Origin of the sequence: Ulvibacterium sp. (genome assembly GCF_965248315.1) — a bacterium.
Lineage (GTDB): Bacteria > Bacteroidota > Bacteroidia > Flavobacteriales > Flavobacteriaceae > Ulvibacterium.
In genome coordinates this window covers 2,704,202-2,723,196 of the sequence record NZ_CBDFIX010000002.1, presented here as the reverse complement: position 1 = coordinate 2,723,196, position 18,995 = coordinate 2,704,202, and the positions used below count along the sequence as shown (strand labels likewise).

20 protein-coding genes are annotated in these 18,995 nt (G+C 41.0%); 11 read left to right on the top strand and 9 right to left on the bottom strand.

The window, feature by feature from the left end; all coding sequences use genetic code 11:
• Positions 1-2: 2 nt before the first annotated feature.
• Both accC and ACP2AF_RS13415 read right to left on the bottom strand, forming a co-directional pair.
• Complete coding sequence (gene accC, locus ACP2AF_RS13420) at positions 3-1,445, bottom strand: acetyl-CoA carboxylase biotin carboxylase subunit (protein WP_425236661.1); 1,443 nt, start codon at positions 1,443-1,445, stop codon at positions 3-5.
• Position 1,446: 1 nt separating this feature from the next.
• The gene (locus ACP2AF_RS13415) at positions 1,447-1,932 is read right to left on the bottom strand and encodes an acetyl-CoA carboxylase biotin carboxyl carrier protein subunit (protein ID WP_425236660.1); all 486 of its coding nucleotides are present in this window, start codon (positions 1,930-1,932) and stop codon (positions 1,447-1,449) included.
• A 293-nt stretch (positions 1,933-2,225) separates the two neighbouring features.
• On the opposite strand from ACP2AF_RS13415, the gene udk reads away from it, so the two are divergent.
• The 11 genes from udk (at position 2,226) to ACP2AF_RS13360 (ending at position 12,718) form a co-directional block, all read left to right on the top strand.
• The gene (gene udk / locus ACP2AF_RS13410) at positions 2,226-2,834 is read left to right on the top strand and encodes a uridine kinase (RefSeq protein WP_425236659.1); all 609 of its coding nucleotides are present in this window, start codon (positions 2,226-2,228) and stop codon (positions 2,832-2,834) included.
• A gap of 4 nt (positions 2,835-2,838) precedes the next feature.
• Entirely contained in the window at positions 2,839-3,171 is a 333-nt protein-coding gene (locus tag ACP2AF_RS13405; protein WP_425236658.1) for an FtsB family cell division protein, read from the top strand.
• A complete protein-coding gene (locus tag ACP2AF_RS13400) occupies positions 3,164-4,549 on the top strand; it encodes a methylmalonyl-CoA mutase subunit beta (protein ID WP_425236657.1) in 1,386 nt (461 codons plus the stop codon). Before ACP2AF_RS13405 ends, ACP2AF_RS13400 begins: the two co-directional genes overlap by 8 nt.
• Entirely contained in the window at positions 4,542-6,692 is a 2,151-nt protein-coding gene (scpA, locus tag ACP2AF_RS13395) for a methylmalonyl-CoA mutase (RefSeq protein WP_425236656.1), read from the top strand. Before ACP2AF_RS13400 ends, scpA begins: the two co-directional genes overlap by 8 nt.
• 160 nt (positions 6,693-6,852) lie before the next feature.
• Entirely contained in the window at positions 6,853-7,626 is a 774-nt protein-coding gene (locus ACP2AF_RS13390; protein ID WP_425236655.1) for a ParA family protein, read from the top strand.
• On the top strand, positions 7,626-8,531 hold the full coding sequence (locus ACP2AF_RS13385) for a ParB/RepB/Spo0J family partition protein (RefSeq protein ID WP_425236654.1): 906 nt from the start codon (positions 7,626-7,628) through the stop codon (positions 8,529-8,531). The genes ACP2AF_RS13390 and ACP2AF_RS13385 overlap by 1 nt, the downstream gene beginning before the upstream one ends.
• Positions 8,521-9,177 (top strand): DUF5683 domain-containing protein, encoded by a 657-nt coding sequence (locus ACP2AF_RS13380; protein ID WP_425236653.1) that lies wholly within the window; start codon positions 8,521-8,523, stop codon positions 9,175-9,177. The genes ACP2AF_RS13385 and ACP2AF_RS13380 overlap by 11 nt, the downstream gene beginning before the upstream one ends.
• 3 nt (positions 9,178-9,180) lie before the next feature.
• Complete coding sequence (gene dapB / locus ACP2AF_RS13375) at positions 9,181-9,882, top strand: 4-hydroxy-tetrahydrodipicolinate reductase (protein WP_425236652.1); 702 nt, start codon at positions 9,181-9,183, stop codon at positions 9,880-9,882.
• 110 nt (positions 9,883-9,992) lie between these two features.
• Complete coding sequence (gene lepB, locus ACP2AF_RS13370; protein ID WP_425236651.1) at positions 9,993-11,690, top strand: signal peptidase I; 1,698 nt, start codon at positions 9,993-9,995, stop codon at positions 11,688-11,690.
• A 61-nt stretch (positions 11,691-11,751) separates the two neighbouring features.
• On the top strand, positions 11,752-12,402 hold the full coding sequence (locus ACP2AF_RS13365) for a WbqC family protein (protein WP_425236650.1): 651 nt from the start codon (positions 11,752-11,754) through the stop codon (positions 12,400-12,402).
• On the top strand, positions 12,341-12,718 hold the full coding sequence (locus ACP2AF_RS13360) for a DUF6122 family protein (protein ID WP_425236649.1): 378 nt from the start codon (positions 12,341-12,343) through the stop codon (positions 12,716-12,718). Before ACP2AF_RS13365 ends, ACP2AF_RS13360 begins: the two co-directional genes overlap by 62 nt.
• On the opposite strand, the gene ACP2AF_RS13355 is transcribed toward ACP2AF_RS13360, so the two are convergent.
• From ACP2AF_RS13355 to ACP2AF_RS13325, 7 genes are all read right to left on the bottom strand, one after another.
• Positions 12,692-13,726, bottom strand: coding sequence for an endonuclease/exonuclease/phosphatase family protein (locus ACP2AF_RS13355; RefSeq protein WP_425236648.1), 1,035 nt, complete (start codon positions 13,724-13,726; stop codon positions 12,692-12,694). The genes ACP2AF_RS13360 and ACP2AF_RS13355 overlap by 27 nt on opposite strands.
• 1 nt (position 13,727) lies before the next feature.
• Positions 13,728-14,603, bottom strand: coding sequence for a rhomboid family intramembrane serine protease (locus ACP2AF_RS13350; RefSeq protein WP_425236647.1), 876 nt, complete (start codon positions 14,601-14,603; stop codon positions 13,728-13,730).
• 2 nt (positions 14,604-14,605) lie between these two features.
• Positions 14,606-15,349, bottom strand: coding sequence for a rhomboid family intramembrane serine protease (locus ACP2AF_RS13345; RefSeq protein WP_425236646.1), 744 nt, complete (start codon positions 15,347-15,349; stop codon positions 14,606-14,608).
• Positions 15,350-17,209 (bottom strand): DNA mismatch repair endonuclease MutL, encoded by a 1,860-nt coding sequence (gene mutL / locus ACP2AF_RS13340; RefSeq protein WP_425236645.1) that lies wholly within the window; start codon positions 17,207-17,209, stop codon positions 15,350-15,352.
• Positions 17,209-17,508: a riboflavin synthase subunit beta gene (locus ACP2AF_RS13335; RefSeq protein WP_425236644.1), complete on the bottom strand. Its 300-nt coding sequence runs from the start codon at positions 17,506-17,508 to the stop codon at positions 17,209-17,211. Before ACP2AF_RS13335 ends, mutL begins: the two co-directional genes overlap by 1 nt.
• A 132-nt stretch (positions 17,509-17,640) precedes the next feature.
• Positions 17,641-18,126, bottom strand: a complete 486-nt coding sequence (ribH, locus tag ACP2AF_RS13330) for a 6,7-dimethyl-8-ribityllumazine synthase (RefSeq protein ID WP_425236643.1) — start codon at positions 18,124-18,126, stop codon at positions 17,641-17,643.
• The gene (locus ACP2AF_RS13325; RefSeq protein WP_425236642.1) at positions 18,126-18,893 is read right to left on the bottom strand and encodes a tetratricopeptide repeat protein; all 768 of its coding nucleotides are present in this window, start codon (positions 18,891-18,893) and stop codon (positions 18,126-18,128) included. Before ACP2AF_RS13325 ends, ribH begins: the two co-directional genes overlap by 1 nt.
• Between the last annotated feature and the right edge of the window lie 102 nt (positions 18,894-18,995).

Sequence of the window (18,995 nt, the reverse complement as noted above, 5' to 3'; positions counted from 1 at the left end):
TTCTAGTTTATTGGTGTTCTTAGTAGTTTTTGATCTTCCTTGTACTGTTTCAATGCCATGATCGCGGCGATCTTGGCCTCTTCCTCAGTACTTTCTTTCAATGCCTCTGGCGAATAGTAGTTCTTTACAAAGTGTGTATCGAAGTTTCCTGAGCGGAAGGCTTCATGTTCACAAACATATTTCCCGAAAGGTAAAGTGGTCTGGACGCCTTCAATATGGTAGTCTTCAATGGCTTTGATCATAAGCTGAATGGCCTCTTCTCGATTTTTGCCATAGGTTATCAATTTGGAAAGCATAGGATCATAATAAATGGGAACATCCATTCCTTCCTCAAAACCATTATCCACGCGAACTCCTTCTCCCGTAGGTAATTTATAGGTTTCCAAGGTACCTACGCTAGGCAAGAAGTCGTTTAATGGGTCTTCGGCATATACCCTAAGTTCCAAGGCATGTCCATGTATCTTTAGGTCTTCTTGTTTTATTTGAAGCGCTTCGCCCCGGGCAATATTGATCTGCAACTCTACCAAATCCACACCTGCAATAATTTCACTTACGGGATGCTCTACCTGTAGCCGTGTATTCATTTCCAGAAAGTAAAAGTTGTGATCGGCGTCCATGAGGAATTCAACGGTCCCGGCACCCAGATAATCACATGCTTTGGCTACCTTAACGGCAGCATCTCCCATTTCTGCCCGTAGTTCTGGAGTTAAGATGGATGAAGGAGCTTCCTCTACCACTTTCTGATGCCTACGCTGTATACTACATTCCCTTTCAAAGAAATGTAGAATATTGCCATGGCTGTCCGCCATCACTTGAATTTCCACGTGTCTAGGAGAGGTTACATATTTTTCAATAAATACGGAACCGTCCCCAAAAGCTGAAGTGGCTTCACTAATGGCCCGGTTCATCTGCGATTCCAAGTCTTTTTCCTTTTCTACAATACGCATACCTTTTCCGCCTCCCCCGGCGGATGCCTTAATTAAAATAGGAAAACCGATTTCCTTTGCAATTTCCTTGGCCTTTTGTACATCGGTAATAGCCTCGTCTATACCTGGGACCATGGGAATATTATACTGCTTTACCGCTTCTTTGGCGGCCAACTTGCTTCCCATAACCCGAATGGCCTTGGATTTGGGGCCAATGAAAACAAGATTGTTCTTCTCTACAGCCTCGGCAAAATCAGCATTTTCACTCAAAAATCCATACCCGGGATGAATACCATCTACACCCAAACTTTTTGCCACCTCGATAATCTTGTCGCCTCTGAGATAAGACTGATTAGAAGGTGCTTCCCCAATACAGACGGCCTCATCGGCAAACCGGACATGAGGCGCGTTGCGGTCCACTACGGAATAAACGGCCACGGTCTTGATACCCATTTTCTGGGCCGTTTTCATGACCCTAATCGCAATCTCTCCTCTATTTGCTACTAATATTTTTTTCATATCATTCAAATTCAATAAGTAAATGTTTCTTCTCTACCGCATCTCCTTGTTTAACCCCTATGGATTTGATTACACCGTTCCTAGGAGAGGTAATCACATTCTCCATTTTCATTGCTTCCAAAATTAAAAGCTGGTCGTCCTCATTTACTTCCTGACCTTCCTTTACACTTATTTCCAAGATTAAACCGGGCATAGGTGCCTCAATAGAACCGATATCCTTGGCAGACGATAAGGAAAACCCCATGTCATTGATCAAAAGATCCAATGCATCAGCTATGTTGACAGCATATGAATTGTTGTTCACTTTTATTTCATATGTTTTTTGATTGAAGTCGGAGTTTACAATTTCGACTGAAAAAGGTTTGTTCCCCTGAAGAATATGATACTGGGTCCCAGTGGTACGTAGGGCATCTACTTTTTGGATATCCCCATCGGTTAGGTCAAACGTAAGATTCTCGTTTACCGTTACCTTAAATACATTGTCCATAGGCATGGTCATTTAAAGTTTAATTTTCCGTTAATTTATGTTTCAAATCAAAAATTCTTAAGTTAACCAATTCTTTTTTTTCTTTCCCAGCTATCAATAATTCCCATTGGATTCCCATAACGCCCAGTCGGCACTTAACATTCTAGCACAAAAGTATCTTGAAAAAACACTTGGGAATATGAAATTTATCATGTTTTTATACAAAAGAAGGTACTAATCTTGTACCTGTAAAAGACCATGTGGAATAGTTGCTTTAGCGTCAAATCCGTATTTTTGGATTAAAACCAAAGCGTATGTTGATTATTGGAATTGCTGGGGGTACCGGCTGTGGTAAGACTACGGTGGTAAATCAAATAGTTGATGAACTTCCTCCGGGAGAAGTGGGTATAATTTCCCAGGACTCCTATTATCGAGACCTTTCACATTTGGATATCGAAGAAAGGAAGAAAACTAATTTTGACCACCCGCAATCCATAGATTTCGAGCTATTGGAGGAACATCTTCAGTTATTAAGTGCAGGACATTCCATTGAGCAGCCCGTATACTCTTTCTTGGAATGCAACAGAACAAAGGATACGGTAACGGTAAACCCCAGTGAGGTGCTCATTGTAGAGGGCATTTTAATATTGACAAATGCATTGATACGAGAGATGTTCGATATAAAGATTTTTGTACATGCCGATTCCGACGAAAGGTTGATCCGCAGGTTGAAGCGGGACGTTAACGAACGGGGATGGGACCTTAACGAGACCTTGAACAATTATCAGACTACCATAAAACCGATGCACGATCAGTTTATAGAACCCACAAAGGAATATGCAGATATTATTATACCCAATAACACCTATAATACGGTGGCCGTGGATATTGTTCGCACCATCATTAACGAAAAACTAGCTTAGCGTCATGGGTCTAAAGGAACTGAAAAAGAAAAAATGGTTCGGGGTGCTAACCAACATATACGTTTTAGTGCTTACAGTATTCGTGATATGGATGTTGTTCTTTGATACCAATTCGCTCTTAATTCATATGGAGCTGAAAAAAGAAATCAAAAAATTGGAAAAACAACAGGATTTTTTGCGCGAGGAGATTGCGAAGGACAAAAAGATTATAGAGAAACTGTCCGACCCTAAAGAGTTGGAAAAATTTGCACGTGAGCAATATTATCTCAAAAAGAAAAATGAAGAAATCTATCTCATAGAGTATGAAGATAGCCTTAAAACCAATAAAGATGAGTAGCGTAAATTTGTTCGATGAGTTTGACCCAGTATCGGCCAAGGCTTGGAAACAAAAAATCCAAGTGGATCTTAAAGGCGCGGATTACAACGAAGCTTTGATTTGGAAATCTCCCGAGGGAGTTGATGTAAAACCGTTTTACCATTCCGAGGATGTTGAAGGGGTCCTCCCCAATATCTCGAAATCTCCCAAAAAATGGTATGTGACCCAAAGTCTTTATGTCCAAGATTCCAAACGTGCGAACAAGAAAGCAATTGAAGCCCTGGAAAGGGGTGCGGAAAGTCTTTTGATGATCATACCCTCGGAAACTATTTCCATTAATGATCTACTTACCAATATTGATCTAGAATCAGTTCCTGTTTATTTTGAGTTTACTTTTCTATCATCCAAGTATTTAAAGTCCCTTGTGGACTATATCGGTGATAAAAAGACAGAAGTCTTTCTTAACTTGGATATTGTGGGGAATCTGGCAAGAACTGGAAATTGGTATCATTCTATGGACAAGGATTACCAGATAGTAAAGGAAATCCATGATTACACCCAAGGGAATCCCTCCATCGGTATCCTAGGAACCGACGTTTCCTTATATCAAAATGCCGGGGCCAATAAAGTGCAACAATTGGCCTATGCCCTTGCACAGGCCAACGAGTACCTTAATTTTTTCAAGGAGTTGGATAAAGAGGTAACCACCATTGTTTTCAAGGTCACTATAGGCACCAATTATTTCTTTGAAATAGCCAAATTACGAGCGCTTAGATTGCTTTGGGAAACTTTGGCACAAGAGTATGGAGTAGAAACCGATTGCCACATTCTGACACTTCCCACTAAAAGAAACAAAACGCTGTACGACTACAATGTAAATATGCTTCGTACTACTACGGAAAGTATGTCGGCCATTTTAGGAGGTTCCGATTCGATATGTAACCTTTCCTACGACGCCATTTTCCATAAGGATAATGAATTTGGAGAACGGATAGCCAGGAATCAATTATTGATCCTAAAGGGTGAAAGCTATTTTGAGAAAGTAGCCAACCCCGCTGATGGTGCCTATTACATTGAAAGCTTAACCCATCAATTGGCGGAAAAAGCTTTGGAGCTCTTTAAATCCATCGAGGCCGGAGGAGGGTTTCTTAAACAACTAAAAGAACATATAATTCAAAAAAAGGTCAAGGAAAGCGCGGAAAAAGAACAATCGCTCTTTGACGAAGGAAAGGAGGTGCTTTTAGGCACCAACAAGTATCAGAACGATCAAGACCGCATGAAAGAGGCCTTGGAACTCTACCCCTTTTTAAAAAAGGACAAACGAAAAACTTTGATAGAACCTATTTTGGAAAAACGGCTAGCGGAATCTCTTGAACAAAAAAGATTAGGTGATGAATAGAAAAGAAGTAGGGCACTTGGAGTTGAGGCAAAATCCAACCCTGGAAAAGAAGATAGAAAATAGAAATGTTTTTGAAACAGCGGAACATATTCCTTTAAAACCTGTATATGATAAAAAGGAAATTGAAAACTTACAACACCTTGATTTTGTAGCAGGTATTGCCCCTAATCTAAGAGGGCCCTATTCTACCATGTATGTTAGAAGACCTTGGACCATACGGCAATATGCCGGATTTTCCACTGCAGAGGAGAGCAATGCCTTTTATAGAAGGAATTTGGCCGCGGGCCAAAAAGGATTATCCGTAGCCTTTGACCTTCCCACCCACAGGGGTTATGATAGTGACCACGAACGCGTTGTTGGCGACGTGGGTAAAGCTGGTGTGGCCATAGATTCGGTAGAGGATATGAAAATTCTTTTTGATGGTATTCCATTGGATAAGATGTCTGTCTCTATGACCATGAACGGAGCGGTACTACCCATTATGGCCTTTTACATTGTAGCTGCGGAAGAGCAAGGTGCCGCACCGGAACAATTGGCGGGCACCATCCAAAATGATATTCTAAAGGAGTTCATGGTGCGGAACACCTATATTTACCCTCCTACTCCTTCCATGCAGATTATAGCGGATATTTTTGAGTATACAAGTAAACACATGCCACGATTCAATAGCATAAGTATTTCCGGCTATCATATGCAGGAAGCCGGAGCCACGGCGGATATTGAATTGGCCTATACTTTGGCTGATGGCTTGGAATATATTAGGACCGGATTAAAAGCCGGTCTGGGCATTGATCAATTTGCCCCAAGGCTTTCGTTCTTTTGGGCCATAGGCATGAACCATTTTATGGAAATCGCCAAAATGAGGGCCGGTCGAATGCTGTGGGCCAAACTGGTAAAGCAGTTCAATCCCCAGAGCGTAAAATCCTTGGCATTGCGTACACACTGTCAGACCAGCGGATGGAGCCTTACGGAACAAGACCCCTTCAACAATGTAGCTCGTACAGCTATTGAGGCCGCCGCAGCTGCATTTGGGGGTACCCAAAGTCTACATACCAATGCCTTGGATGAAGCCATTGCCCTACCCACGGATTTTTCCGCACGTATTGCCAGGAATACCCAAATCTTTTTACAGGAAGAAACAAAAATTACAAAGACCGTAGATCCTTGGGGTGGAAGCTATTATGTTGAAAGTCTTACCAATGATCTGGCACATAAGGCGTGGAAGTTGATCGAAGAAATAGAGGAATTGGGCGGAATGACCAAAGCCATTGAAGCAGGTATTCCAAAAATGCGTATAGAGCAGGCTGCTGCCAGAAAACAAGCACGTATTGATGGAGGACAGGATATCATAGTAGGTACCAACAAGTATCAACTTGAAGAAGAAGATCCCTTACAGATTTTGGAAGTTGACAATGCAGAGGTAAGACGGCAGCAAATAGAGCGTTTGGAATTACTCAAAAAAGATAGGGATGCCCAGGCGGTGAAAAAGGCACTTGAGAAATTAACGGAAGTAGCCCAAGGAAAATCCGATGCCCAAGAAACTTCCAAGGAAGACAATTTGTTGGCTTTGGCGGTAGAGGCTGCAAGGGCCAGGGCCACGTTGGGAGAGATCAGTGATGCCCTGGAAACGGCATTCGGACGATATAAAGCGAAAATTCAAACATTTACCGGGGTGTATTCAAAAGAGATAAAGGACGATGAAAGTTTCAAAAAGGCCAGGGAAATGGCCGATACGTTTGCTGAAAAAGATGGCAGAAGACCACGTATAATGATAGCCAAGATGGGGCAGGACGGCCATGACCGGGGTGCTAAGGTCGTTGCTACAGGTTATGCCGATCTAGGTTTTGATGTGGATATTGGCCCTCTTTTTCAAACTCCGATGGAAGCGGCCAAGCAAGCTGTTGAGAATGACGTGCATGTTTTAGGTGTTTCCTCCTTGGCGGCAGGTCATAAAACCTTGGTACCACAGGTTTTGGAAGAGCTCAAAAACCATGGTAGGGAAGATATTATGGTCATCGTGGGCGGAGTAATTCCACATCAGGATTACGAATTCCTGTTCGATGCCGGGGCAGTAGCCGTTTTTGGCCCAGGCACCAAAATTAGTGATGCGGCCATACAGATTCTGGAGATACTGCTCGACTAAATGCAAAAATCGAATAAGGTCTGACACGTAAATTAACAGGATTGGCCCTATTTAACCAACTTTAACGCAAAGTGCCCTAGTTATTCACCTTGTGTTAACAAAATACATTTTCTGGTCGATTAAATAATCGTATTTTTAACCCCTAACTTATGATGATATAATGGGGAAGATTATTGCTATTGCCAATCAGAAAGGTGGGGTTGGGAAAACCACTACCACGGTCAATTTAGCGGCTTCGTTGGGGGTTCTGGAGAAAAAGGTATTGCTTATAGATGCGGATCCACAGGCCAATGCCACATCCGGTTTGGGAATTGAGGTAGAATCAGTGGATTTAGGCACATACCAACTTTTGGAACATACCAAAAATGCTACTGAAACCATTTTGGAGACTTCCTCGCCCAATGTGGATTTAATTCCTGCCCATATCGATTTGGTAGCTATTGAAATTGAATTGGTCGACAAGGAAGATCGGGAATACATGCTCAAAAAAGCAATTTCCGAACTCAGAAATGCCTATGATTATATTCTAATAGATTGTGCCCCATCCTTGGGCTTATTGACTCTAAATGCTTTAACGGCTGCCGATTCCGTAATCATTCCAATTCAATGTGAATATTTTGCATTGGAAGGTCTTGGTAAATTGCTCAATACCATTAAAAGCGTACAAAGAATACACAATCCTGATTTGGATATCGAAGGGATGCTGCTTACCATGTACGACTCCAGATTGCGCCTATCCAATCAAGTAGTGGAGGAAGTAAGAAAACATTTTGCGGACATGGTCTTTGATACCATTATACAACGCAATGTTAGGCTCAGTGAGGCACCTAGCTATGGTGAGAGTATTATTAAATACGATGCCAGTAGCAAAGGTGCGGCCAACTACCTTAATATGGCCAATGAACTGGTGAAGAAAAATATGGAGACTGTATAATGGCGAAAGCAACAAAAAAACAAGCTCTTGGAAGGGGGTTGTCCGCCCTGCTCAAAGATCCTGAAAATGATATACAATCGGCATCCGATAAAAATGCGGATAAGGTTGTTGGGAATATTGTGGAACTGGATGTGGATGCCATTGCAGTAAATCCTTTTCAGCCACGATCTAATTTTAATGATAATTCATTAAACGAGCTGGCCACGTCCATAAAGGAATTGGGAGTTATACAACCCATTACCGTCCGTAAATCAGGATTCAATTCCTATCAATTGGTTTCCGGGGAGCGACGATTGAGGGCGTCTAAAATGATAGGTCTCGCTACCATTCCGGCATATATCCGTATTGCAAACGATCAAGAATCCCTGGAAATGGCCTTGGTTGAGAATATACAACGCCAAGACCTGGACCCTATTGAGATTGCCCTTTCCTATCAAAGATTGATCGATGAGATTGAATTGACCCAAGAAAGATTAAGTGACAGGGTAGGAAAAAAACGTTCCACCATTACCAATTATTTACGCCTCTTACGACTTGATCCTATAATCCAGACTGGAATTCGTGATGGGTTTGTGAGTATGGGCCATGGTAGGGCATTGGTGAATATAGATCTAAAGGAAGATCAGATTTCCTTGTATGAAAAAATAGTTTCCAAAAACCTATCGGTAAGGGATACCGAGAAGGCCGTAAAAGCTTATCATGAAGGCAATAGCGTTGGTAAAGAACTGGTTAAAAAGCTTAGGGAAGAACCAGACTTCGCCAAAAATCTCACCGAGGAGCTCACCAGTCACCTATCCACAAAAGTGGTTATCAATGCATCAAAATCCGGCAAGGGAAAAATTATCATTCCCTTTCATACCAAAGAAGAACTTGATCGGCTTAAAAAATTGATTCTTGTTGAATAGAACCCTCATCATAGTCACATTTTTTACTCTTGCAGCTACAATAGGTTCTGCACAGGAAAAGAAACCCCAGGATCAAGAAGTGGATTCCCTAAAAATGGATCTGGAAGAGGAAGGGGTAATGGTTGTAGACACTTTAGTCGCTAAAAAAAAACGCATAAACCCCTTGGCCCCAAGTAAAGCGGCATTTTACTCAGCCGTATTACCGGGTCTTGGACAAATCTACAACAAAAGGTACTGGAAGGTTCCTATCGTATACGCTGCTATTGGAACTGGTATTTATGCCTACACCTTTAATGACGGGCGGTACGATCGTTTCAGGGCTGCTTTCAAAAGAAGAAGGGCCGGTTTCACGGATGATGAGTTTTACGATCTGGATGGAAGTGGGATAGATCCGGGAAATCCTGATTTTTCAGATGATGCCCTTGAGGATGCTCAGGAGAGATTTCAACGGGACCGGGATCTGGCTCTTTTAATCACTATTCTCTTGTACGCCCTCAATGTTGTGGATGCCAATGTGGATGCACATTTAAAGCAGTATAATATCGACGATGATTTAAGTTTTGATTTAAATATACAGCCTTATATCGACTTAAATCCTATTACCACAGATCCCAACTATGGGTTGGCATTAACTATTAAGTTTTAGCGCATGAAAATTGCTTTGTTTGGGTATGGAAAAATGGGCAAGATGATAGAACGCACTGCTCTTGGAAGAGGGCATGTCATCAGTACCAAGGTGGATATAGGAACTACCAATATCGACTTTTCCGATATGGATGTGGCTATAGACTTTAGCACACCAGATTCTGCCCTAGGCAATATAAGTAGTTGTTTGGAACATGATATTCCTATTATTTCGGGTACCACGGGTTGGTTAAAGGATTATGATAAAGTGCTGGATCTATGTCATGAAAAAAATGGAGCCTTTATTTATGCATCTAATTTCAGTTTAGGTGTAAACATTTTTTTTGAACTAAATACCTATCTGGCCAAAATGATGCGAAATGTGAATGAATACAAAATAGCATTGGAGGAAACCCATCACACCCAAAAATTGGATGCTCCCAGTGGTACGGCCATTACCTTGGCCCAAGGGGTCATAGAAAATACAGATTATTTAGATTGGAAGCTAGATGGTAATGGAGAAAAGACCGTACCCATAACCTCAAAAAGAATCGATGCCGTTCCCGGCACACACACCGTTTCATACCATAGCGAAGTGGATAGCATTGAAATACAGCATACCGCGCATAATAGGGAAGGCTTTGCCCTTGGAGCCGTAATTGCAGCGGAATGGATTTTGGGAAAGAAAGGCATATTTTCCATGAAAGATGTGTTAAATCTAGGTTAAGATGTGTAACTTTTCGAAGTATAAAGTACGTATCCTCGTGTACACTTTTACAAAAACCTTTATTTAAAAATTGATTTAAAGCCAGCCAATAGCAACTAACACGATTTTCTATGAACGGATCACAATGGATTATTTTTATTCTTCTTGTACAGATAATACATTTCCTGGGCACTTGGAAACTATACGTAAAGGCAGGTAGAAAAGCTTGGGAAGCGGCCATTCCCGTATACAATGCCATAATCTTGATGCAAATCATCAATAGGCCTAAATGGTGGGTTATTTTATTGTTCATTCCCATAATTAATTTGTTGATGTTTCCTGTCATCTGGGTGGAGACCATCCGAAGTTTTGGAAGAAATAATCTCTTGGAGACCTGGCTGGTCATCCTTACCCTTGGGTTTTATATTTACTATGTGAATTATGCCTTGGATGTTCAATATGTGGATGACCGTAGTCTTCATCCCAAAACCGCACTGGGCGAATGGGTAAGTTCCATAGTTTTTGCCATTGTAGCGGCAACTTTGGTACACACCTATTTTATTCAGCCTTATGTAATACCGACGGGGTCTTTGGAGAGAACCCTACGCGTTGGGGATTTCCTGTTCGTTAGTAAATACCATTACGGTGCTAGAACACCAATGACAACGGTTGCTGCCCCCATGGTTCATGATACGCTTCCATTAATCGGGACACGTTCCTATTTGAACAAGCCCCAACTGCCTTATTTTAGATTACCTGGCTTTACAAAAGTAAAACGCAATGATATTGTAGTGTTCAGCTGGCCTGCGGATACGGTCCGAGTTTTCTTTAAAAAGGAAAAAGGAGTTAAAAAGCCCATTGATAAAAAATCAAATTACGTAAAACGATGTGTGGGAGTTCCTGGGGATTCCTTGGCTGTAATAGATGGTTTTGTTTACATTAATGGGAAACAACTGCAACTTTCCGATCGGGCCAAACCCCAATATGATTATATGGCCTATGGCCAAAAAGGTGTTTCTTCCAGATTGCTTGCGGAATTGGGAGTAAACGAATTCAACAGGTTGTATGTTGCCCAGACTTTGACCCAAGTTCAGAAAAGGGCCTTACAATTGGCGGGCTATCGGGTTTACGAGTCCCAACCTATTCAAATCTTAACGGATAACAAAGGCATTGATCCCAATCTCATAAGACAACAGCGATTGGCCTTAAAGGAAATTGCCGATAGACAAAGGGTAGTGACCTTAACGGATGCAATGGCTGCCACGTTAAGAAACAATTCTGCAATTGATTCCGTTGTAAAAGTCATTGAACCTAAAGGAAGGCAGGGAATAAATCTATTTCCCCAAAATCCGGATTATCCATGGAACTATGATAATATGGGGGCTATTTACATTCCCGAAAAGGGTAGTACCGTACCTTTGAATTTAAAGAGTCTACCCCTTTACAAAAAAATTATTAGGGACTACGAACATAATACCATAGAAGTGTCCGGGAATCAGATAAGAATTAATGGTGAGGTGGCCGATTCCTATACCTTTAAACAGGACTATTATTGGATGATGGGAGATAATAGAGATCATTCTGAAGATAGTAGGGCCTGGGGTTATGTACCTGAGGACCACATTGTGGGTACGCCGATTTTTATATGGATGAGTATCGAGAATTTTACCGATGGGCTTGGTAATTGGGAAATACGTTGGGACAGGGTATTTACTACGGTACATGGAGAGGGTGAACCCAAATCCTATTTCAAATGGTTTTTGATAGCCTTAGCGGCCTGGTTTGTTTTTGATTTTGTTCGAAAAAGAAGAAAGAAAGGCACAGCGTAAATCACCAATGGTCGGTCGATGGTTTATTTACTTTTACCGATTGGTTTTAATCAATTCCTAGATGTACACCCTACTCCACCCAACTTACTTTCCGAATATAGCGGCCTTTGCCATTATAATTGGGGATAAGGTTATCTGGGAGATGGAAGATAACTATCAAAAACAGACCTACCGTAATCGCTGCTATATTTCCACCGATCAGGGAAAACATATGCTTACAATCCCCATAAAGCATGTAGGTGGCAAAGAAGGTCGGCAAAAGTGCAAGGAGGTTCGATTAGATAATTCATATTCATGGCAACGACAACATTGGCGTACGTTACAAACAGCTTATAGAACCTCACCGTTTTTTGAGTACTACGAAGATCATATTGCCCCGTTGTTTGAAAAGGAACATCGGTTTTTGTTGGATTTCAATCTTAAGACCATTGAAACTATTTGTGATTGTCTCCAAATAAAAATGTCTTCGAAAAAAACCTCGGCTTATCAAAAAAGTATAGAAATGCCAGGACAAGGATTCAAAACCGTTGATGCCCGTTTTTTGGTGAATGCCAAAAAGGAAATCCAGTTGGTTCAGGAAACATATACTCAGGTTTTTGGGGGGCGTCATGGATTTATCAAAAATTTAAGTGTGCTAGATCTCTTGTTCAATGAGGGTCCCCGTACCGTTTCTTTCTTACAAAATCAGAATTTGGATTTCATCTATGCTTAGGTTTGCGCTACATTACGGAATACACTTTTTGGTTCCCGTAGCGGTGGGGCTACTTTTTTTTAAAAACAATAAATGGCAAATAGTCCTGATACTTTTGGCAGGAATTCTTATAGATATAGATCATTTATGGGCAGATCCTATTTTTGATCCAAATCGGTGCAGCATCAATTTTCATCCCTTGCATAGTTATTGGGCAATTGCGTTCTATTTGATGTTATTATTTTTTGAAAAGATTAGAATTTTCGGGATTGCCGCATTGATACATATGCTAGCCGATGCCACAGACTGTTTATTCATCATCCTTCAGTCGGAATGATGCCATTACGGGCAAATGGTCCGAAAGTTGTACATCGTAGTTCCTGTGGGCGGTCACTTCAAAACTTGGATCAACCAGGATAAAATCAATACGAAAGGGTAGAAATCTTAAATTGTAAGTACTACCGAATCCAATGCCTTTTTCTTGAAAGGTATCTTTAAAATCACCTTTTAAAGTATTATAAATGCGCGAAAATTGGGTGTTATTGAAATCGCCAGAGACAATCTTTTTATGCCTAGTGCCTTCAAAATGGTCCACCAATATCATGGCCTGGTCTTCTTGCTTGGCAAGTGCCCTGCCCAATCTTTTATACAGCCGTTGCGGCTCTTCCCTTTTTACGGAACCTAATCGGAATTGCAGGGATTGTAGATGCACATTATAGATTCGAATAGTATCGGACGATATCACAATATCAGCATATATGGCGTTATTCCGGCTTTCTGGAAAATCCAATGAGCCCTTGGCAATAATCGGATATTTTGAAAAAATGGCCTGGTTTACCCGTTCTTCACCGTTTGGAGAATTGAAGTTGACATAACCATAGGGATACTTATCCAGGGCGTTCCTTTTTATATGACCAAACTCCTGAAAATTAATGATGTCGGCATCCTGCTCCAACAGAAAATCCAAGATTTTGTTACCGAATGCTGAATCTTTTGCCCACGTTAATCCATTAAAGTTATGGACATTAAAAGTCAAAACACTAATGCCTTGAGTATCAATGATAGCATTTGAATCAAATAACTTTATGAATGCCCCGAACATAAAATACCCGGGAATAAGAATGATGGCAGATAAAAGAAATGCTCTTTTCTTCAGGATTAACCAATAAGTTAAAAACAAGACATTGGCACCTACCAGGAATGGGACCAATAGATTTAAAAACGACACGAGGGAAAGTCTCCCCAAAAGTCCATAGAAATCAAGATAAACAAGTATCAGTGCGAGCGCAAAAATTGCATTAAAAACAAAAATCGCTTTATTGAAGAGGGATAAACGCTTGATCAAACTAGTCTTCTTTACCCGCTTTGAACAAAAAATCCTTCTCTGCCTTGGATAGGCTTTCGTATCCCGACTTACTTATTTTATCTAAAATAGCATCTATTTTGCGCTGATGCGCTTCCTTGCCATATTCTTTTTTTGATTTTTCCTTCGCTTTGGTCTTACGATACACCGTTTTTAAGGGGGCTTTTTTCTCCTTTTTCTTAAAAAGATTGGCCATACCATCCATGAATTTTGAAAAACCTTCCCCAATATCCCTACCGTTTAGCAATTGCCTGGCATATACATAACCCAACAATGCCCCTCCTAAATGTGCCAAATGTCCTCCCGCATTACCGGTGTAAGGCATTGAAACTAAATCCATCACCACCACAAAGACGCCGATGTACCAGAGCTTAATATTGAAAAAAATAAGCCGAACTTCTTGATTTGGTATGTAGGCACAGATAAAGATCAACACGGCACGTACCCCGGCCGAAGCACCTATGAGCACGGCATTTACCCCAAAGAAAGCTGGAAAGAGATTATAGCTCAACAGAAAAAATAAGCCGCCTAATATTACACCGAGTAAATAGACGTTCAAAAAGCGCTTTCCATCAAAAAGATTCAGGAAAATACGGCCGGCAAAGTAGAGTACTAACATATTCCAAAAGATATGTCCCAATCCCCCATGAAAAAAGGAATAGGTTATTATGGACCAAGGTTGGGAAAGGAAATCAAAAAAGTCTTTGGGAAGTTGAAACCATTGTACAATGCTGTTCTTTTGTAGACCAAGCAAAAAAGGAAACAACCCATTTATAATAAATACTACAACATTGATTGCAATAAGCTTTTCAGCTATACTAAGCCTCGCATATTGATATTTTAAATTTCCCCCATTCATATTTAATCCCAGCGATTTTTGTTAAACTGGTTTTTTTTCCAGTACCACATCATGATAAATCCAAATAACGCTCCACCGATATGGGCAAAATGTGCTATTCCTTGACCAAAAATAGATACCCCGGTAACTCCTGAGAAAAGATCCATTGCAATCAACACGGGAATAAAGAATTTTGCCTTAATCGGAATGGGCAAGAATATGATAAAAAGTTCACTATTGGGATAAGACATACCAAAGGCCACCAAAACACCATAAATAGCACCAGAGGCACCAACAGCTGGAGTATTATAGGCTGAAAGGAAGTTGTCTATGGTACTTTTTGAGGCCAAATTATACCAATCCGGGCTATATTTCCCTTCAGAAACAATATCAATAATCTGACTTTTTGAAATACCTGAATTAACGATGGCATCAATTCCTTCGTTGAAGTAATAATAGTTAACCCCCGTATGTATCAATGCAGCACCCAAACCGGCCGAAAAATAAAAAAACAAAAATTTATTACGGCCCCACATCCGTTCCAAAGGCGTCCCAAAGGCCCACAATGCATACATATTAAAGGCAATATGCATAAAACCGCCATGCATGAACATGTGCGAGACAACCTGCCAAAAACCAAAATTTTCATTTTTAGGAAACCATAATGAAAACCATTGATACATCTGGTCCCCGTAAATAGCGGTTGCAACAAAAAATAAAATATTGATAATAAGCAAATGCTTAATAGCCTCGGTCAATCTTCCCATCTATATAAATTTTTTTTCGATATCCTGTTCGGTAAGCATAATATATATTGGTCTATTGAACGGACTTATCCTGGATTCCTTACAAGCGAACAAATCATTCACCAAGGCAAGTTGCGAGTCGCTATCCAAAATCTCGCCGGTCTTAACCGCCAATGACCTGGCCAAGGTTTTTGACAATATATCGGCCTGTGAAAAGCTCTCGCCAATAATCTCCTGTCTGTAATCCGAAATCAATTGATCCAAGACCATCCCTACTTCATTCTCAGGAATTAGGATTGGTACTCCAGTTATTTTTAAAGATTCGTCATCCAAAGTTTCAAAGATAAAACCAATATGGGTGAGATTCGTTCTTATTTCATCCAGAATTGCCCTATCCGATTTTGTAAAAGAAAGGGTTAGCGGGAACAAAAGTTGCTGACTTACGGATTGCTTTACCGTTGCGTTTTTAAGTAGTTTTTCATAGAGCACACGTTGATGCGCCCTATTCTGATCAATAACCACCATTCCGGATTTAATGGAGGCAACAATGTATTTTCTTCGAAGTTGAAACGTAGTGGCAACGGAGTGCCCTACCTCGACTTTACCTTCAAAAACCGAACCCGTAATGGTATCCGATTCCAAATGTACGCTACTAAAACTGGTATTGTCTCCCATGGGTTGATCCAATCCTACATACATACTCTCCCATTCACCTTGCGTTTTTCGTGCTGAAATATTTCCACGAGTTGCCGGGGATGGCTTTCTTGGAGCGTCCAAAAATGGATTAAATCCCGCATCTACCGTAACTTGTGGTTGTTTCGCCTCCTTGTTTTTGTACGTATAAGGAGTGTCCAAATTTTGATCGTGTTCAAAATCCAATGCGGGAATAATGTTGAATTGCCCAAGGCTGTGCTTTATAGTAGATTTCAAAATCGCATACAAGGTGTGCTCATCATCAAACTTAACCTCGGTCTTAGTAGGGTGGATGTTTATATCAATAGAAGAGGGATCTACTTCCAAATACAAAAAATATCCAGGATAGGTGTCCGTTTTAATGAGTCCTTCAAAAGCCGAGACAACCGCATGATGTAGGTAGGGGCTTTTGATGAATCTGTGATTTATAAAAAAAAACTGCTCGCCCCTACTCTTTTTTGCAAACTCCGGTTTATGTATAAATCCCTGAATTTTTACAACGTTGGTCTCCTCCTCAACAGGTACCAATTTTGCATTGGCCCTTGTCCCAAAAATATGGACGATTCGCTGGCGATAGGTACTCTTTGGCAAATTGAAGAGTTCACTTCCATTATTGTAAAAGTGAAACATGATATTAGGGTGTGCCAAGGCTACCCTGTGAAATTCGTCCGTAATATGCCGAAGTTCCACTTGATTCGACTTCAAAAAGTTACGGCGTGCAGGGATATTAAAAAATAAGTTTTTTACGGACAATGAAGTGCCTTTGGGCGTTACGCAGACTTCTTGGGATACAACCTCACTTCCTTCTATCTTCAAACGGGTACCCACCTCTTCCCCTTCGGAACGGGTCTGCATTTCCACATGGGCAATGGCAGCTATAGAGGCCAAGGCCTCCCCACGGAAACCCTTGGTATGTAAATTAAAAAGGTCCTCCGCCCTTTTTATTTTGGATGTGGCATGTCTTTCAAAACTCAAACGTGCATCGGTAGTACTCATGCCCATACCATCGTCTACAACCTGGATAAGACTTTTGCCCCCATCCTTAACAATAAGCTTTATGCTACTGGATTGGGCATCTATGGCATTCTCCAAGAGTTCTTTTACCACGGAAGCAGGACGCTGTACAACTTCACCTGCGGCAATCTGGTTGGCCACATGGTCGGGCAATAGTTTAATGATATCCGCCATTATCGCCCAAAGAATATAGAGAGATCAAAATCTATGATGTAAAGAAAAATAAGGACTAAAACGGCAATGATAATGGCCATTCGGGTTTTAATATGACGATCACCAGATCTTTGCATATCTTCTTTCACGCTCCGAAATTTACCTTTTAGGCCCCTGGGAGTGTTAACTGTAGTACGGTATTTGTCAAAACGATTTTCCAATTTAAATGGACTCCCCTCCCCCTTGTCATTGTAGTAACGGGGTTGGTAACCGAACTCCTTGTTCTTGCGTAATTTCGTGAATTTGCTTATAAAACCCATGATTTTCAAAGTTACTTAAAATCAAAAAATATGCCGTAAAGGGATTCCCAAAATTTGTTAACAGCCTTATTTAAAGGTAGGAAGTTGGAAAAGGAATTTGAAATCTGAAAGTTATGGCTTTTCCAAAGAGACTTAGTTATTTCCTAGGGTCGCCATTTTTATTGCAGCTATAGCGGCCTCAGTGCCTTTATTTCCGTGCTTACCTCCGCTACGCTCCCTGGCTTGCTGCAAAGTATCATCGGTGAGTACACAGAAAATAACAGGTACCGATAATTGTAAGTTAAGGTCTTTTATGCCCTGGGCGGCGGCACTACAAACAAAATCAAAATGCATGGTCTCGCCCCTAATTACACTGCCAATGGCAATAATGGCATCTACCTGCATTTCCTTGGCCATTTTTTTACAGCCAAAAATCAATTCGAAACTACCTGGTACGTTCCATCTTGTTATCTTTTCCGGTAGCGCACCACAGTCCAACAAAGCCTCTTTTGACCCGCTAAAAAGTCCTTCGGTAATCTCGGAATTCCATTCGGAAACAACTATGCCAAACCTGAGGTTCTTGGCATTTGGGATGGTTTCCTTTTTATAAACGGATAAGTTCTTATTTGCCGTGGCCATTACTTTCCACTTTTGGCCATTCCAATAAATGCATCTATGGATTTTGCCTCATCGGAATCTGGAAATTCGTTTTTTATACGCTCAAAATACTGGAGCGCTTTTTCATTCTGATCCAGCTCCATGGCGGTAACACCGGACTTGAACAAAAATTTTGGCGTAGTATAATCATTGATACTATGGGTCAGTGCCTTTTCATAATATCCCAATGCTTCTGCAGGCTGTCCCAATTGCATAAACGCATCCCCAAGACCTCCTTTGGCCAGGGCACCCAAAATATCATCGTCCGACTTAAATTCTTCCAAATGATCAATAGCCTCTTGATATTTTTGAGTGTTCAAATAGGCCATCCCAGCCGAATAATTGGCTAAATTGGCCGCCTTGGTGCCAGGATATTCATCTACGATATCCAAAAAACCATATTTCCCCTCTGCACCGTTCAAAGCCAAGTTGTACAAGGAGTCCTTTGCGGTTTCGCTACTTAGGGCTTGATCAAAGTATTGCTGCGGATAATACATTTCATTTGCGGCACTGGCCTCCTTGGGTTTTTGTACAAATTGGGTATAAGCCAGATAGCCTAAAACCCCTACTGCGATAACCCCAATAATGCCCAAAATATAATTCTGGTTCTTGGAGACCCAGGCCTCTGTCCTGGAAGCACCTTCATCCAAGGTGCTAAAAACCTCGGCCGTAGTACTTTCCTGGGTATCGAGTTGTTTCTCTTCCGCCTTGTTTTTGGGTTTGAAACCCCGCCTTTTATATGTAGCCATCCCTCATTTTAATTGGTCGCGCAAAAATAAAGTTTTTATTGAAACCCTAGGGGGTATTTATTCGTTAATTTTCGATATTTTGCAGGTTCCCTAATGTTCGGG

Bases quoted from the DNA above. Each gene is read 5' to 3' on its own strand.
- accC (WP_425236661.1), bottom strand. From the start codon at position 1,445: ATGAAAAAAATATTAGTAGCAAATAGAGGAGAGATTGCGATTAGGGTC.
- ACP2AF_RS13415 (WP_425236660.1), bottom strand. From the start codon at position 1,932: ATGGACAATGTATTTAAGGTAACGGTAAACGAGAATCTTACGTTTGAC.
- udk (WP_425236659.1), top strand. From the start codon at position 2,226: ATGTTGATTATTGGAATTGCTGGGGGTACCGGCTGTGGTAAGACTACG.
- ACP2AF_RS13405 (WP_425236658.1), top strand. From the start codon at position 2,839: ATGGGTCTAAAGGAACTGAAAAAGAAAAAATGGTTCGGGGTGCTAACC.
- ACP2AF_RS13400 (WP_425236657.1), top strand. From the start codon at position 3,164: ATGAGTAGCGTAAATTTGTTCGATGAGTTTGACCCAGTATCGGCCAAG.
- scpA (WP_425236656.1), top strand. From the start codon at position 4,542: ATGAATAGAAAAGAAGTAGGGCACTTGGAGTTGAGGCAAAATCCAACC.
- ACP2AF_RS13390 (WP_425236655.1), top strand. From the start codon at position 6,853: ATGGGGAAGATTATTGCTATTGCCAATCAGAAAGGTGGGGTTGGGAAA.
- ACP2AF_RS13385 (WP_425236654.1), top strand. From the start codon at position 7,626: ATGGCGAAAGCAACAAAAAAACAAGCTCTTGGAAGGGGGTTGTCCGCC.
- dapB (WP_425236652.1), top strand. From the start codon at position 9,181: ATGAAAATTGCTTTGTTTGGGTATGGAAAAATGGGCAAGATGATAGAA.
- lepB (WP_425236651.1), top strand. From the start codon at position 9,993: ATGAACGGATCACAATGGATTATTTTTATTCTTCTTGTACAGATAATA.
- ACP2AF_RS13365 (WP_425236650.1), top strand. From the start codon at position 11,752: ATGTACACCCTACTCCACCCAACTTACTTTCCGAATATAGCGGCCTTT.
- ACP2AF_RS13360 (WP_425236649.1), top strand. From the start codon at position 12,341: ATGAGGGTCCCCGTACCGTTTCTTTCTTACAAAATCAGAATTTGGATT.
- ACP2AF_RS13350 (WP_425236647.1), bottom strand. From the start codon at position 14,603: ATGAATGGGGGAAATTTAAAATATCAATATGCGAGGCTTAGTATAGCT.
- ACP2AF_RS13345 (WP_425236646.1), bottom strand. From the start codon at position 15,349: ATGGGAAGATTGACCGAGGCTATTAAGCATTTGCTTATTATCAATATT.
- mutL (WP_425236645.1), bottom strand. From the start codon at position 17,209: ATGGCGGATATCATTAAACTATTGCCCGACCATGTGGCCAACCAGATT.
- ACP2AF_RS13335 (WP_425236644.1), bottom strand. From the start codon at position 17,508: ATGGGTTTTATAAGCAAATTCACGAAATTACGCAAGAACAAGGAGTTC.
- ribH (WP_425236643.1), bottom strand. From the start codon at position 18,126: ATGGCCACGGCAAATAAGAACTTATCCGTTTATAAAAAGGAAACCATC.
- ACP2AF_RS13325 (WP_425236642.1), bottom strand. From the start codon at position 18,893: ATGGCTACATATAAAAGGCGGGGTTTCAAACCCAAAAACAAGGCGGAA.